The sequence below is a fragment of the Burkholderia sp. 9775_39 genome (assembly GCF_015712225.1).
GTDB classification, from domain to species: Bacteria; Pseudomonadota; Gammaproteobacteria; order Burkholderiales; family Burkholderiaceae; genus Burkholderia; species Burkholderia cenocepacia.
Genome location: NZ_JACCQC010000014.1, coordinates 118,710 through 132,280, shown reverse-complemented (window position 1 = coordinate 132,280; position 13,571 = coordinate 118,710). Strand labels below are relative to the sequence as shown.

The window sequence follows — 13,571 nt, the reverse complement described above, 5'->3', positions numbered from 1 at the left end:
GGACGTACCCAGAAGGAGCGAAGGTGATCCGCAGATCGTTTTTGATGCTCGTCGGCAGCGCGGTCGCGCTGTCGGCATGCGGCTTCCAGTTGCGCGGCCAGCAGGACTACGCGTTCAAGCACCTGTTCGTGGCCGGTGCGCCGGCGCCCGTCGAGGCGCGGCTCACGCGCCTCGTCCAGGCCGGCAGCGACACGAAGATCGTCAAGTCGGCGGACGACGCCGACGCCGTGCTGCGCATGTGGGAGTCGCGTGGCCAGAACACGCTGACGCTCAACAAGTACGGCTCCGCGCAGGAATACGCGCTGTTCTACACGCTGAACTACACGCTGACGAGCAAGGACGGCACCGTGCTGATCCCGCCGAGCGCGATCGCGCTGAACCGCGCGATGACGTACAGCGACCAGTACACGAACGCGAAGGCGCAGGAAGCCGACATCCTGTACGGCGACATGCAGAACGACGCGGTCGACCAGCTGATGCGGCGCCTCGCGATCGTCCACTCGCTGACGCCGGCGCCGGAGGACGTGGTGCCGGGCGTGGCGCCGCGCGCGCCGCTGCCGCCGCCGCCGCTCTGATCGCGGGCGCACGCAGCGATGCAATTGCGACTTGATGCGCTGGAGCCGCACCTCGCGAAGGGGTTGGCCGGGCTTTATACCGTCTACGGCGACGAGCCGCTGCTCGCGCAGGAAGCGTGCGACCGCATTCGTGCGGCCGCACGCGCGGCCGGCTTCACCGAGCGGTCGGTGCATACGGTCGAGCGCGGCTTCGACTGGAGCGTGCTGCTCGGCGCGACCCAGGCGATGTCGCTGTTCGGCGAGCGCCAGCTGATCGAACTGCGCATTCCGTCGGGCAAGCCCGGCAAGGAAGGCGCCGACGCGCTGAAGACGCTCGCGGCCACGCCCAACCCCGACGCGCTGATGCTCGTCACGTTGCCGCGCCTCGACGCGGCCACGCAGAAATCCGCATGGTTTACCGCGCTGCAGAACGGCGGCGTCGCGCTGAAGATCGATCCGGTCGACCGTGCGCAACTGCCGAACTGGATCGGCCAGCGACTCGCGATGCAGGGCCAGCGCGCCGCGCCCGGCGAGGACGGGCGGCGCGCGCTGCAGTTCATCACGGAGCGCGTCGAGGGCAACCTGCTCGCCGCGCACCAGGAAATCCAGAAGCTCGGGCTGCTGTATCCGCAGGGCGCGCTGTCGTTCGAGCAGGTGCACGACGCGGTGCTGAACGTCGCGCGCTACGACGTGTTCAAGCTGAACGAAGCGATGCTCGCCGGCGACGCCGCGCGGCTCGCGCGGATGATCGACGGGCTGAAAGGCGAGGGCGAGGCGATCGTGCTCGTGATGTGGGCCGTCGTCGAGGAGTTGCGCACGCTGCTGCGGATCAAGCGCGGCACGACGGCCGGCAAGCCGCTCGCGACGCTGCTGCGCGAGAACCGTGTGTGGGGGCCGCGCGAGCGGCTGATCGCGCCCGCGCTGAACCGCGTGTCGGAGGCGGTGCTCGAAAAGGCGCTCGCGTTCGCCGCGAAGCTCGACCGGCAGGTCAAGGGGCTGACGGCCGTCACGCCGGGCCGCCGCACGCAGGACGAACCGCCGCCCGATCCGTGGGACGGGCTGTTCCAGCTCGCGATGACGGTCGCGGGCGCCCGCGGCGAGCGACCGCCGACCGCGGGTCGCGTGCGACGCTAAGTCCCGTTCGGGCCTTCAGCGCGCGCTGCGCAACCCGCTTACAATGCTTCGATAGCTGGCGCGGCATATCGGCCGCTGCCCTGCACGGACGGTTGTCCCGCGAATCGTCACTCCCGGACGGCAGTCCCGGGTGGCCGTCCCCGGGTGGCCGTCCCCGGGTGGCCGTCCCCCGCTTCCCCACGAATTCATGCCGCTCCGCGCGGCTCGCTTCTCGAGTCACACGATGGATATCGATCAGTACATGACCGACCTGGGCCGCCGCGCCCGGCACGCTTCCCGCGCGATGGCGCGCGCCAGCACGGCCGCGAAGAACGCGGCCCTCGACGCCGTGGCCCGCGCGATCGAGCGCGACGCGCAGGCGCTGAAGGAGGCGAACGCACGCGACGTCGCCCGTGCCCGTGAAAAGGGGCTCGATGCGGCGTTCGTCGACCGCCTGACGCTGTCGGACAAGGCGCTGAAGACGATGGTCGAAGGGCTGCGCCAGGTTGCGTCGCTCGCCGATCCGATCGGTGAGATCGGCAACCTCAAGTTCCGCCCGAGCGGGATCCAGGTCGGCCAGATGCGCGTGCCGCTCGGCGTGATCGGCATCATCTACGAGTCGCGCCCGAACGTGACGATCGACGCGGCCGCGCTGTGCCTGAAGTCCGGCAATGCGACGATCCTGCGCGGCGGCTCCGAAGCGCTCGAATCGAATGCGGCGCTCGCGAAGCTGATCGGCGAAGGGCTCGAGGCGGCAGGCCTCCCGCAGGACGCGGTGCAGGTCGTCGCGACGGCCGATCGCGCGGCGGTCGGCAAGCTGATCACGATGACCGAATACGTCGACGTGATCGTGCCGCGCGGCGGCAAGAGCCTGATCGAACGGCTGATCAACGAGGCGCGCGTGCCGATGATCAAGCACCTCGATGGCATCTGCCACGTGTACGTCGACGATCGCGCCGATCTCGACAAGGCGCTGACCGTCTGCGACAACGCGAAGACGCACCGCTACGGCACCTGCAACACGATGGAGACGCTGCTCGTGTCGAGCGGCATCGCCGCGAAGCTGCTGCCGCCGCTCGGCAAGCTGTATCGCGACAAGCAGGTCGAACTGCGCGTCGATGCGACCGCGCGCGCGGTGCTCGCCGACGCGGGCGTCGGCCCGCTCGTCGACGCGACGGAAGCAGACTGGCACACCGAGTATCTGGCGCCGGTGCTCGCGATCAAGGTCGTCGACGGCCTCGACGCCGCGATCGAGCACATCAACCATTACGGCTCGCATCACACGGACGCGATCGTCACCGAGGATCACGACCGTGCGATGCGTTTTCTGCGCGAAGTCGATTCTGCGAGCGTGATGGTCAACGCGTCGACGCGCTTCGCGGACGGTTTCGAATTCGGCCTCGGCGCGGAAATCGGCATCTCGAACGACAAGCTGCACGCGCGCGGCCCGGTCGGCCTGGAAGGGCTCACGTCGCTGAAGTACGTGGTGCTCGGGCACGGCGAAGGCCGTCAGTAAGTCAACAGCGAGGCGCACAACCGATGGCAATGCTCTGGGTCAAGACGTTCCATGTCGTTCTGATCGCCGCGTGGTTCGCGGGGCTGTTCTACCTGCCGCGCATCTACGTGAACCTGGCCATGGAGACCGATCCGGCCGCGGTGCGGCGCCTGCTGCTGATGGCGCGCAAGCTGTTCCGTTTCATGACGATGATCGCGGTGCCGGCGCTCGCGTGCGGGCTGTGGCTGTGGCTCGTGATCGGCATCGGCCAGGGGCAGGGCTGGATCCACGCGAAGGTGACCGTGGTGCTGCTGCTGATCGTCTACCACGCGTATTGCGGGCACCTGCTGCGGGTGTTCGAGCGCGGCGAGAACCGCCGCACCGACAAGTGGTATCGCGTGTTCAACGAGCTGCCGGTGCTCGGCATGCTCGCGGCGGTCGCGCTGGTGGTGATCAAGCCGTTCTGAGCGGCGCGGCCGGCGGCGGCGCGGCCGGCGGTACGTCACCGCCGAATCGTGCGCAACGGCGCCCCTCGGGGCGCCGTTGTTCGTTTACGCGCGGCGTCGTCGCGACCGCTACTCCTTCGTCGGGTCGTCGATCCGGCGCCGCGTGATCGCTTCCTTCGCGCGGCCGACCCGTTCCATCAGCGCCGGCCCGCGCGACAGCGCGACGCCGACCGCGAGGATGTCGCCGATCGCGAGATGCGACATCCGCGACGTCATCGGCGAGAACACGTCGGTTTCCTCGGCGACGTTCGACGCGAGGCTGACCGTCGCGAGCTTCGCGAGCGGCGAATGGCTTTGCGTGATCGCGACGACTTTCGCGCCGCACGCGAGCGCGGAGCGCGCGGCGTCGACGATGTCGCGCGTGCGGCCGGTGTTCGAGATCGCGACGACGACGTCGTGCGGCCCGAGCAGCGCCGACGACATCGAGAACGTGTGCGGATCCGAATACGCGACGCTCGGCACGCCGAGCCGGAAGAACTTGTGCTGGATGTCCTGCGCGGCGATGCCCGAGCCGCCGGCGCCATAGAACTCGATCCGCGACGCGTTCGACAGCAGCGCGATCGCGTCGGCGACGCTGCCCGCCGACAGGCTGTTGCGCACCTCGATCAGCGCGCCGATCGTGCGGTCGAACACCTTGCCGATGATGCCCGGCGCGGGTTCGTCGGGCTCGACGTCGCGGTACACCGACGACACGCCCGGCGCGACGCTCTGCGCGAGCCGGATCTTGAATTCGCGAAAGCCGCTGCAGCCGAGCGCCTGGCAGAAGCGCGCGATCGTCGGCTGGCTGACGCCGGCGCGGGTCGACAACTCGGTCATCGCGAGGTCGAGCACCTCGCGCGGCGCGGCGAGGATGTAGTCGGCGAGCTTGCGCTCGGACGGGCGCAGCTCGGGGCGGATCGCTTCAATGCGGGGCAGCATGGGACGGCACGTGGAAATCGGGTTCGGATGCGGGAGTGTATCGCAATCGAATTGTAGAAAATCTACATAAAAATACTAGCGATATTGCAGAAGTTTCGGCGTGGGTCGAGTAAGGTGGATTAGGGTTTTCACTGATTAAAGCCTTGCGGGTGGCGGGAATAACGGTTGCGAGGGCGCGAAACCACATTGCGTGCTTGTAGTTTTTCTACTAGACTGCCTTCGTTCGATCGACGAAGCTCGACCGTCCCCACGATTCCAACCGCCGGTGTCGGCCGGCATACAGGAGCGCCCAGCATGACGTCGCTGCACCCCACTCTGGCGAAGGTCACCGAACGCGTGATCGCCCGCAGCCAATCGACCCGTTCCGCCTATCTGCAGCGCATCGACGGCGCGCAAGGCAAGTTCCCGGCACGCGGCGCGCTGTCGTGCGCGAATCTCGCGCACGGCTTCGCGGGCCTCGAGGGTAACGACAAGTTCGCGATCAAGGCGATCCGCGAGCCGAACATCGGCATCGTGTCCTCGTACAACGAGATGCTGTCCGCGCATGCGCCGTACAAGGACTTCCCCGACATCATCAAGGCCGCCGCGCGCGAGAACGGCGGGGTCGCGCAGTTCGCGGGCGGCGTGCCGGCGATGTGCGACGGCGTCACGCAGGGCAACCCGGGGATGGAGCTGTCGCTGTTTTCGCGCGAAGCGATCGCGATGGGCACGGCGATCGCGCTCACGCACAACATGTTCGACGCGGCGCTCTGCCTCGGCATCTGCGACAAGATCGTGCCGGGCCTCCTGATCGGCGCGCTGCAGTTCGGCCACCTGCCGACGATCTTCGTGCCGGCCGGCCCGATGACGAGCGGCCTGTCGAACGACGACAAGGCGAAGATCCGCCAGCAGTTCGCGACCGGCCAGGTCGGCCGCGACGCGCTGCTCGAAGCCGAATCGGCCGCGTATCACGGCCACGGCACCTGCACGTTCTACGGCACCGCGAACAGCAACCAGATGCTGATGGAGCTGATGGGGCTGCACCTGCCGGGCTCCGCTTTCGTTCACCCGCACACGCCGCTGCGCACCGCGCTGACGGCCGAGGCCGCGCGCCGCGTGCTCGACCTGACCGTCGAGCGCGGCCACTACACGCCGATCGGCCATGTGATCGACGAAAAGGCGATCGTCAACGGGATCGTTGCGCTGCTCGCGACGGGCGGCTCGACCAACCACACGCTGCACTTGGTCGCGATCGCGCGCGCGGCCGGCATCCTGATCGACTGGAACGACTTCGACGAGCTGTCGGCCGTCGTGCCGCTGCTCGCGAAGATCTATCCGAACGGCAAGGCCGACGTGAACCATTTCCACGCGGCGGGCGGTGTCGCGTTCCTGGTACGCAACCTGCTCGAAGGCGGGCTGCTGCACGAGGACGTGACGACGGTCGCAGGCAAGGGGCTTGCACACTATACGAAGGAGCCGAAGCTGATCGACGGCAAGCTGACGTGGGTCGACGGCGCGGCCGAGAGCCACGACACGAAGGTGCTGCGCGGCATTCGCGAGCCGTTCCAGCCGGACGGCGGCCTGCGCCTGATGCAGGGCCGGCTCGGCCGCGGCGTGATCAAGATCTCGGCGGTCGCGCCCGAGCACCGCAAGGTGACGGCGCCCGCGATCGTGTTCGACTCGCAGGAAGCCGTGCAGGAAGCGTTCGATCGCGGCGAGCTGAAGCGCGATTTCGTCGCGGTGGTGCGCTTCCAGGGCGCGCGCGCCAACGGCATGCCCGAGCTGCACCGTTTGACGCCGCTGCTCGGCGTGCTGCAGGATCAGGGCTTCCACGTCGCGCTGGTCACCGACGGCCGCATGTCGGGCGCGTCGGGCAAGGTGCCGGCCGTGATCCACGTGTCGCCGGAAGCGTTGCTGGCCGGCCCGATCGGCAAGGTCAAGACGGGCGACGTGCTCGTGATCGACGCGGAAGCCGGCGTGCTCGACATCGAGGTCGACGACGCCGAGTGGCACGCGCGCCCGGTCGCGCAGCCGCGCCACCAGGCCGAGAACGAAGTCGGTTTCGGGCGCGAACTGTTCGGCGTGTTCCGCGCGGCCGCAGCGCCGGCCGAGCAGGGCGCATCGGTTTTCGGGACGCTGGTCGGCGAAACCGCCGTCAGCGTCGCCGCATGAATTTCAAGGAGCCAATTCAATGAAGACGATTGCTGAAATCGTGAAGCTGGGCCCGGTCATTCCGGTGCTCGCATTCGACTCGGTCGAGCAGGGCGAAAACGTGTCGCGTGCATTGCACGCGGGCGGCGTGAAGGTGCTCGAGATCACGCTGCGCACGCCGGCCGGCCTGGAGGCGATCCAGCGCGCGAGCCAGCTCGCGGACGACATCGTCGTCGGCGTCGGCACGATCACGAAGCCCGAGCACTGCGCGCAGGCGAAGCGCGCGGGCGCCACGTTCGGCGTGTCGCCGGGCCTGACGAAGGAACTGCACCTCGCGTCGCTCGACGCGGGCCTGCCGCTGCTGCCGGGCGTGATGACGCCGAGCGACATCATCCAGGCGCTCGAATTCGGCTACGACATCGTGAAGTTCTTCCCCGCGCAGCAGGCGGGCGGCGTGCCGATGCTGCAGGCGTTCCACGGTCCGTTCCCGGCGCTGAAGTTCTGCCCGACGGGCGGCATCACGGTCGATACCGCCCCGAACTTCCTGAAACTGCCGAACGTCGTGTGCGTCGGCGGCTCGTGGCTCACGCCGAAGGCCGCGCTCGCCGCGCAGGACTGGGCCGAAGTCACGCGCCTCGCGCAAGCGGCGAGCCAGCTGCCCCGTTAATACTTGTATGAAATGAAGAATCAGCCCTCGGAAAGCGAGCGTTAGTGCTTGTTTTACCGAGGGTTTTTGCTGATGGAACCGGTTCTATCCGCGGATCGCAAAGATAAGTAAAATTCAGCGTCCTGACGGGGTGGGTACCCCCCGTGTTTCGGAGACCTGCATAGCCGGGCATACTCGCAACGACTCGCCCGGTTCGAACAATTCTAGGAGGAGTGCCACATGGGGGCCGTCCAAGGCAGCATGCTGCTCGTATTCACGCTGATCGCGATTGCCGCGCTGATCCTGATGATCGCGCGCTACAAGATCTACCCGTTCCTGGTGCTGATCATCGTCTCGCTCGGCCTCGGTCTCGTCGTCGGCATGCCGATGGACAAGATCGTCAAGTCGTTCGAAACGGGCACCGGCGGCACGCTCGGCCACATTGCGATCGTCGTCGGCCTCGGCACGATGCTCGGCAAGATGATGGCCGAATCGGGCGGCGCCGAACGGATCGCGACCACGCTGATCGACTGGTTCGGTGAAAAGAACATCCACTGGGCGATGATGTTCGTCGCGATCATCGTCGGCCTGCCGGTGTTCTTCGAAGTCGGCTTCGTGCTGCTGATCCCGATCGCGTTCAACGTCGCGAAGCGCACCGGCAAGTCGCTGCTCGTCGTCGGCCTGCCGATGGTGGCCGGCCTGTCGGTCGTGCACGGGCTGATCCCGCCGCACCCGGCCGCGCTGCTGGCCGTCCAGCAATACGGCGCCGACATCGGCAAGACGATCGCCTTCGGTCTCGTCGTCGGCGTGCCGACCGCGATCATCGCGGGCCCGCTGTTCGCGCTGACGATCTCGAAGTTCGTGAAGCTGCCGGAAAACAACCCGCTCGCGTCGCAATTCGTCGATTCGAACGCGGATGGCCGCAAGCGCGAACTGCCGAGCTTCGGCATCACGCTGTTCACGATCCTGCTGCCCGTCGTGCTGATGCTCGTCGGCAGCTGGGCCGACCTGGTGTTCGCACCGAAGTCGCTGCCGAACAACCTGCTGCGCTTTGCCGGCAACTCGGACGTCGCGCTGCTGATCGCCGTGCTCGTGAGCTTCTTCACGTTCGGCAAGCTGCAGGGCTTCAACCGCGACCAGATCCAGAAGTTCTGCGGCGAGTGCCTGGCGCCGATCGCCGGGATCACGCTGATCGTCGGCGCGGGCGGCGGCTTCGGCGGTGTCCTGCGCGACAGCGGGATCTCGCAGCAGATCGTCGAGACCGCGAAGCATGCGCACCTGTCGCCGCTGCTGCTCGGCTGGTTCGTCGCGGCGCTGATGCGTCTCGCGACGGGTTCGGCGACGGTCGCGATGACGACGGCCTGCGGTATCGTCGCGCCGATCGCGGCGGCGTCGGGCGCGTCGGTCAGCCCGGAGCTGCTGGTGCTCGCGACGGGCTCGGGCTCGCTGATCTTCTCGCACGTGAACGACGGCGGGTTCTGGCTGATCAAGGAATACTTCGGGATGACGGTGGGTCAGACGTTCAAGACCTGGTCGCTGCTTGAAACCATCATCTCGGTGCTCGGTCTCAGTTTCACGTTGCTGCTGAGCATGGTTCTGTAACAAGGGGTAGTCAATGATTCTGATCGCAATGGGCGTGTCGGGCGCCGGCAAGTCGCTGATCGGCGAAATGCTGGCGGAACGCCTGTCGTGCAGCTATACCGATGGCGACGCGTTTCACAGCGCGGCGAACAAGGAAAAGATGCACCACGGTATTCCGCTGACCGATGAAGACCGCTGGCCGTGGCTGCGCACGATTCGCGCGGCCATCGAGGAAAAGCAGCACGCGGGCGAGACGGCCGTGTTCACGTGCTCGTCGCTGAAGCGGTCGTACCGCGAGGTGCTGCGCGGCGCCGACACCGACGTGCGGTTCGTGTATCTGAAGGGTTCGTTCGAAGTGTTGCAGGAGCGCCTGAAGAGCCGCACCGGCCATTTCTTCGATCCGTCGCTGCTGAAGAGCCAGCTGGACACGCTCGAGGAGCCGGGCCCGGACGAGGCGATCGAGGTCAGCATCGAGCTGACGCCCGAGCAGATCGTCGATCAGGTCATGCTGAAGATCGGCCTCGCGCAGCAGCACTGAGCGCGGTCCGCGGCCATCGTCATGGAAAAGGCGCCTTCGGGCGCCTTTTTCGTTTGCGATGCGTGGGCCGGTCAGGCCGTGCGCGCGCGTTGCGCGATCCCGTCGAGCAGCACGTCGAGCATCGTGTCGTGCACGACGGCCGGATCGAGTTGCGCATAGAGCGGGGCGGCCGACTTGACGAGCGGATGCCCGGCGTCGGACAGCGCGTGCATTTCCGCGAGTTCGACGTCGTTCGCGGCACGCGTGAGGCCGCCCGTTTCGGCGGCGGCGAGGCCGATCACGCTCGCGTACCAGCCGACGCATACCGCCGGCAGCGCCGCACGCGGGATGCCGGCGTCGGTCAGCGCGCGATGCACGGCCTCGATGTGCGCGAGATCGGCCGGCCCCGTACTCATGTGCCGCTGCAGCAGCGCGAACGCGGCCGGGTAGCGCAACGCGAGTGCGCGGTACTGACGCGCGAGGTCGCGCAGCCGTTCGCGCCACGGCAGGGAAGGATCGACCGGCACGAGCGAGCGCGACAGCGCATTCGCGATCGCGCGGCTCAGGCCTTCCTTCGACTTGAAGTGATACAGCACGCTCATCGGGTCGCAGCCGACCGACTGCGCGAGCTTGCGCACGCTGAACGCGGCTTCGCCGACGTCTTCGAGCAGCGCGAGCGCGGCCGTGACGATCGCGTCCTTGTCGAGGCCGCGCGGCCCCTGGGCAGGTTTGTCTTTCATCGAGACGGGCTGGCAGGCCGGCACGGCGCCAGTTGTAAACTTGACGAAAGCTTATTCTACACTGTAGAATTATTTCTGCGGTGTAGAAATTGGGTGTCCCGGCACCTTTCAATACGTGCTTTCGCACAGTCCGGGATCCAGGCGGCACGAGCGTGCCCGCCGTCAACACGGGCCATCGCGCCCCCTTTCTCGTTGACACCCATGTGGAACCGGCTGCCCCCACCCGCGAAGCCAGCAGGCTCTTCGACAGGCGGCCCAAGACCATGCAAGTGCAATCATGACGTCCAACAACAAGCCCTTGATCCAGGGCGAAGCGCGTTTCGAGCAAACGCAACTGAACATCGAAAAAGACAACTGGAACTGGTGCGATCCGGCCCGCTACGACGGCGAGCATCCGGCGAACTGGTACGAAGCGTCGCTGTCGCGCCATGAAAACAGCGCGCCGCTCGCGCATGACATCGTGTGCGACGTGCTCGTGATCGGCGCGGGCTTGCTCGGCGCGTCGGCCGCGCTGCATCTCGCGCAAGCGGGCGTCGACACGATCCTCGTCGACAAGCATCACGTCGGTTCGGCCGCGTCGGGCCGCAACGGCGGCCAGCTGACGCCCGGCCTCGCGCGCTGGGAAGCCGCCGACATGATCGAGAACCTGTCGCACGACGATGCGAAGCGGCTTTGGCGCTTCGCGTCGGTCGAGTCGATGGACCTGATCGACGAGATCGGCGCGCGTTACGCGCTCGATCTCGACCGCAAGCGCGGCCACGTGACGGCGGCGGTTCACCCCGGCCACATGAGCGCGCTGCTCGACGGCGCGGATGCGCGCCGTCATCTCGGCGATGCGGGCGTGACGCTCGTCGGCCGCCATCAGCTGCACGACGAATACGTGCGCTCGGGGCTGTACCACGGCGCGGCGATCGACGCGATCGGCGGGCAGATCCATCCGCTCGCGCTGGTGCGCGGCCTCGTGCACGGCTTCCGGCTGAACGGCGGCGCGCTGTACGAGGGCACCGAAGTGCTCGAGCTCGACGAGACGCCCGCGGGCGTCGTCGCGACGACGCCGGGCGGCACGATCACCGCGCGCCGCGGCGTCGTGCTCGCGCTGCACAACACGACGTTCCGGCTGCTGGACGACGGCGCGGCGACCACCGTGCCGTTCTTCACGTACGTGAGCGTGACGGCGCCGCTCGACGTCGACGTCGCGACGCTGATGCCGGCCGGGATGCCGGTGTACGACACGCAGTTCCAGATCGACTACTACCGGCCGGTACGCGGCAACCGGCTGCTGTTCGGCGGGCAGGGCACCGGCACCTGCTGGGCGCAGCCCGACGTCAACGCGTATCTGCTGACGCGGCTGAACACGGTGTTTCCGCAGCACGACGGCCGCTTCGCGCTCGACTACTGCTGGAGCGGCGTCAGCGACTTCACGCTGAACGGCGCCACCGACAGCCGCAAGACCGACGGCCGCGTGCCGATGTACATGGTGCAGGGCTGGAGCGGGCACGGCGTCGCGCAGACGGTGCGGATCGGCAAGGCGATCTGCGACGATTTCGTCGGTCGCAACGACGATTTCTCGATGCTCACGGGCATCGACCATCGCGCGATTCCGCTTGGCCGGCAGTTGTCGCCGATCGCGATTCCGGCCGCGAAGGCGGCGATGAGCGTGATGAGCGCGCTCAACCCGGGGCGGATGATTTCGTTCTGATCGTCCGACAAGCAAAAAGCCCGATGCGATTGCTCGCATCGGGCTTTTTTCGTCAGGCGGCGGTGCTTACGCGATTCGCTTCGCGAGTTCGACGGCCTTGCCGATGTACGACGCCGGCGTCATCGCGAGCAGGCGCTCCTTCGCATCCTGCGGGATCGCCAGCGTGCCGACGAATTCCTGCAGCGCCTCGCGCGTGATGCCCTTGCCGCGCGTCAGTTCCTTCAGCTGCTCGTACGGGTTCTCGATGCCGTAGCGGCGCATCACCGTCTGCACCGGCTCGGCGAGCACTTCCCAGCAGTTGTCGAGATCTTCGTTCAGGCGCTGCGGGTTCACTTCGAGCTTGTCGAGGCCGCGGATCAGCGAGTCGTACGCGAGCAGCGAGTAGCCGAGCGCGACGCCCATGTTGCGCAGCACCGTCGAGTCGGTCAGGTCGCGCTGCCAGCGCGACACCGGCAGCTTGTCGGCGAGGTGGCGCAGCGTCGCGTTCGCGAGGCCGAGGTTGCCTTCCGAGTTCTCGAAGTCGATCGGGTTGACCTTGTGCGGCATCGTCGACGAGCCGATTTCGCCGGCTTTCGTCTTCTGCTTGAAGTAGCCGACCGAGATGTAGCCCCACACGTCGCGGTCGAGGTCGAGCAGGATCGTGTTCGCGCGGGCGACCGCGTCGAACAGTTCGGCCATGTAGTCGTGCGGCTCGATCTGGATCGTGTACGGGTTGAACGTGAGCTTCAGGCGGTTTTCGATCACGTCGCGCGAGAACGCTTCCCAGTCGAATTCCGGATACGCGGACAGGTGCGCGTTGAAGTTGCCGACCGCGCCGTTCATCTTGCCGAGGATCTCGACCTTCTCGATGCGCGTGATCGCGCGGGCGAGGCGGGCCGCGACGTTCGCGAGTTCCTTGCCGAGCGTCGTCGGGCTGGCCGGCTGGCCGTGCGTGCGCGACAGCATCGGCTGTTCGGCGTGGGCGTGCGCGAGCGCGACGAGGCGCTGGTAGACCGTGCGCAGCGCCGGCAGGATCACGTGTTCGCGCGCGCCGGCGAGCATCATCCCGTGCGACGTGTTGTTGATGTCCTCGGACGTGCACGCGAAGTGGATGAATTCGCTCGCCTTCTCGAGTTCGGCCTGGCCCTTCACCGATTCCTTCAGCCAGTATTCGACGGCTTTCACGTCGTGGTTCGTCACGCGCTCGATTTCCTTGATGCGCGCGGCGTCGTGCGCGGTGAAGCGCTCGGCGAGCTGCAGCAGGAACTGTTCCGACGCATCGGAGAAGCGCGGGACTTCCGCGAAGCCGGCGCGCGACAGCGCGATCAGCCAGTGCACCTCGACGGTGACGCGGTGGCGCATGAAAGCGGCTTCGGAGAGCCAGTCGCGCAGCGCTTCGGTCTTGCTGGCGTAGCGGCCGTCGATGGGCGAGAGCGCGGTGAGGGCGAAAAGCGTATCGGGACGAGTGTCGGACATGATCGGGCGGGCCTTGGGGCCGGGTCGAGCGAGGGGAAGGAGAATCCGGCATTTTACCATTGGCGCGGGCCGATCCCGGCCGAACCGGTCCGGCCGCGGTGGCCGCGGGCGCGCGACGCCCGGGCGGCGCCGCAGCGACGCGCCAATGGCCGGCCGGCGGGCGCCCGCGCCGGCTCGCCGGGCCGCGCTCGACACCGCCGGCCGGGTCCGCCCGCCG

The 13,571-nt window shown here is 67.6% G+C and carries 12 protein-coding genes; 9 read left to right on the top strand and 3 right to left on the bottom strand.

Annotated features, from left to right (window positions below; genetic code table 11):
* The first annotated feature begins 23 nt into the window (after positions 1 to 23).
* The 4 genes from lptE (at position 24) to H0X90_RS20060 (ending at position 3,629) form a co-directional block, all read left to right on the top strand.
* On the top strand, positions 24 to 575 hold the full coding sequence (gene lptE / locus H0X90_RS20075) for an LPS assembly lipoprotein LptE (RefSeq protein ID WP_006483412.1): 552 nt from the start codon (positions 24 to 26) through the stop codon (positions 573 to 575).
* Between the two features lie 18 nt (positions 576 to 593).
* A complete protein-coding gene (gene holA / locus H0X90_RS20070; protein WP_077189456.1) occupies positions 594 to 1,688 on the top strand; it encodes a DNA polymerase III subunit delta in 1,095 nt (364 codons plus the stop codon).
* A gap of 223 nt (positions 1,689 to 1,911) precedes the next feature.
* Complete coding sequence (locus H0X90_RS20065; protein WP_006483406.1) at positions 1,912 to 3,183, top strand: glutamate-5-semialdehyde dehydrogenase; 1,272 nt, start codon at positions 1,912 to 1,914, stop codon at positions 3,181 to 3,183.
* A gap of 23 nt (positions 3,184 to 3,206) precedes the next feature.
* A complete protein-coding gene (locus tag H0X90_RS20060; protein ID WP_089434541.1) occupies positions 3,207 to 3,629 on the top strand; it encodes a CopD family protein in 423 nt (140 codons plus the stop codon).
* Positions 3,630 to 3,737: 108 nt separating this feature from the next.
* Here the strand turns inward: H0X90_RS20060 and H0X90_RS20055 are convergent, their stop codons facing one another.
* Positions 3,738 to 4,586 carry a MurR/RpiR family transcriptional regulator gene (locus H0X90_RS20055; protein ID WP_006483414.1) on the bottom strand — a complete coding sequence of 283 codons (849 nt, stop codon included), beginning with the start codon at positions 4,584 to 4,586 and terminating at the stop codon, positions 3,738 to 3,740.
* Positions 4,587 to 4,880: 294 nt separating this feature from the next.
* Between H0X90_RS20055 and edd the strand changes: the two genes are divergently transcribed.
* From edd to H0X90_RS20035, 4 genes are all read left to right on the top strand, one after another.
* Positions 4,881 to 6,737, top strand: coding sequence for a phosphogluconate dehydratase (gene edd, locus H0X90_RS20050; protein WP_006483415.1), 1,857 nt, complete (start codon positions 4,881 to 4,883; stop codon positions 6,735 to 6,737).
* A 19-nt stretch (positions 6,738 to 6,756) separates the two neighbouring features.
* Complete coding sequence (gene eda / locus H0X90_RS20045) at positions 6,757 to 7,383, top strand: bifunctional 4-hydroxy-2-oxoglutarate aldolase/2-dehydro-3-deoxy-phosphogluconate aldolase (protein WP_006483410.1); 627 nt, start codon at positions 6,757 to 6,759, stop codon at positions 7,381 to 7,383.
* 219 nt (positions 7,384 to 7,602) lie between these two features.
* Positions 7,603 to 8,964, top strand: a complete 1,362-nt coding sequence (locus tag H0X90_RS20040) for a GntP family permease (protein WP_006483417.1) — start codon at positions 7,603 to 7,605, stop codon at positions 8,962 to 8,964.
* Between the two features lie 13 nt (positions 8,965 to 8,977).
* Positions 8,978 to 9,481, top strand: coding sequence for a gluconokinase (locus tag H0X90_RS20035; protein ID WP_077189455.1), 504 nt, complete (start codon positions 8,978 to 8,980; stop codon positions 9,479 to 9,481).
* A 71-nt stretch (positions 9,482 to 9,552) separates the two neighbouring features.
* Here H0X90_RS20035 and H0X90_RS20030 read toward each other — a convergent pair whose 3' ends face one another.
* The gene (locus H0X90_RS20030; RefSeq protein ID WP_034201027.1) at positions 9,553 to 10,200 is read right to left on the bottom strand and encodes a TetR/AcrR family transcriptional regulator; all 648 of its coding nucleotides are present in this window, start codon (positions 10,198 to 10,200) and stop codon (positions 9,553 to 9,555) included.
* 277 nt (positions 10,201 to 10,477) lie between these two features.
* Between H0X90_RS20030 and H0X90_RS20025 the strand changes: the two genes are divergently transcribed.
* Positions 10,478 to 11,899 carry an FAD-binding oxidoreductase gene (locus H0X90_RS20025; protein WP_077189454.1) on the top strand — a complete coding sequence of 474 codons (1,422 nt, stop codon included), beginning with the start codon at positions 10,478 to 10,480 and terminating at the stop codon, positions 11,897 to 11,899.
* Between the two features lie 66 nt (positions 11,900 to 11,965).
* Here H0X90_RS20025 and purB read toward each other — a convergent pair whose 3' ends face one another.
* Positions 11,966 to 13,354 carry an adenylosuccinate lyase gene (purB, locus tag H0X90_RS20020; RefSeq protein ID WP_006483408.1) on the bottom strand — a complete coding sequence of 463 codons (1,389 nt, stop codon included), beginning with the start codon at positions 13,352 to 13,354 and terminating at the stop codon, positions 11,966 to 11,968.
* Between the last annotated feature and the right edge of the window lie 217 nt (positions 13,355 to 13,571).

Coding starts and splice junctions, on each gene's coding strand:
- purB (WP_006483408.1), bottom strand. CDS start 13,354: ATGTCCGACACTCGTCCCGATACGCTTTTCGCCCTCACCGCGCTCTCG.
- H0X90_RS20055 (WP_006483414.1), bottom strand. CDS start 4,586: ATGCTGCCCCGCATTGAAGCGATCCGCCCCGAGCTGCGCCCGTCCGAG.
- eda (WP_006483410.1), top strand. CDS start 6,757: ATGAAGACGATTGCTGAAATCGTGAAGCTGGGCCCGGTCATTCCGGTG.
- holA (WP_077189456.1), top strand. CDS start 594: ATGCAATTGCGACTTGATGCGCTGGAGCCGCACCTCGCGAAGGGGTTG.
- H0X90_RS20040 (WP_006483417.1), top strand. CDS start 7,603: ATGGGGGCCGTCCAAGGCAGCATGCTGCTCGTATTCACGCTGATCGCG.
- edd (WP_006483415.1), top strand. CDS start 4,881: ATGACGTCGCTGCACCCCACTCTGGCGAAGGTCACCGAACGCGTGATC.
- H0X90_RS20060 (WP_089434541.1), top strand. CDS start 3,207: ATGGCAATGCTCTGGGTCAAGACGTTCCATGTCGTTCTGATCGCCGCG.
- H0X90_RS20025 (WP_077189454.1), top strand. CDS start 10,478: ATGACGTCCAACAACAAGCCCTTGATCCAGGGCGAAGCGCGTTTCGAG.
- H0X90_RS20065 (WP_006483406.1), top strand. CDS start 1,912: ATGGATATCGATCAGTACATGACCGACCTGGGCCGCCGCGCCCGGCAC.
- H0X90_RS20030 (WP_034201027.1), bottom strand. CDS start 10,200: ATGAAAGACAAACCTGCCCAGGGGCCGCGCGGCCTCGACAAGGACGCG.
- H0X90_RS20035 (WP_077189455.1), top strand. CDS start 8,978: ATGATTCTGATCGCAATGGGCGTGTCGGGCGCCGGCAAGTCGCTGATC.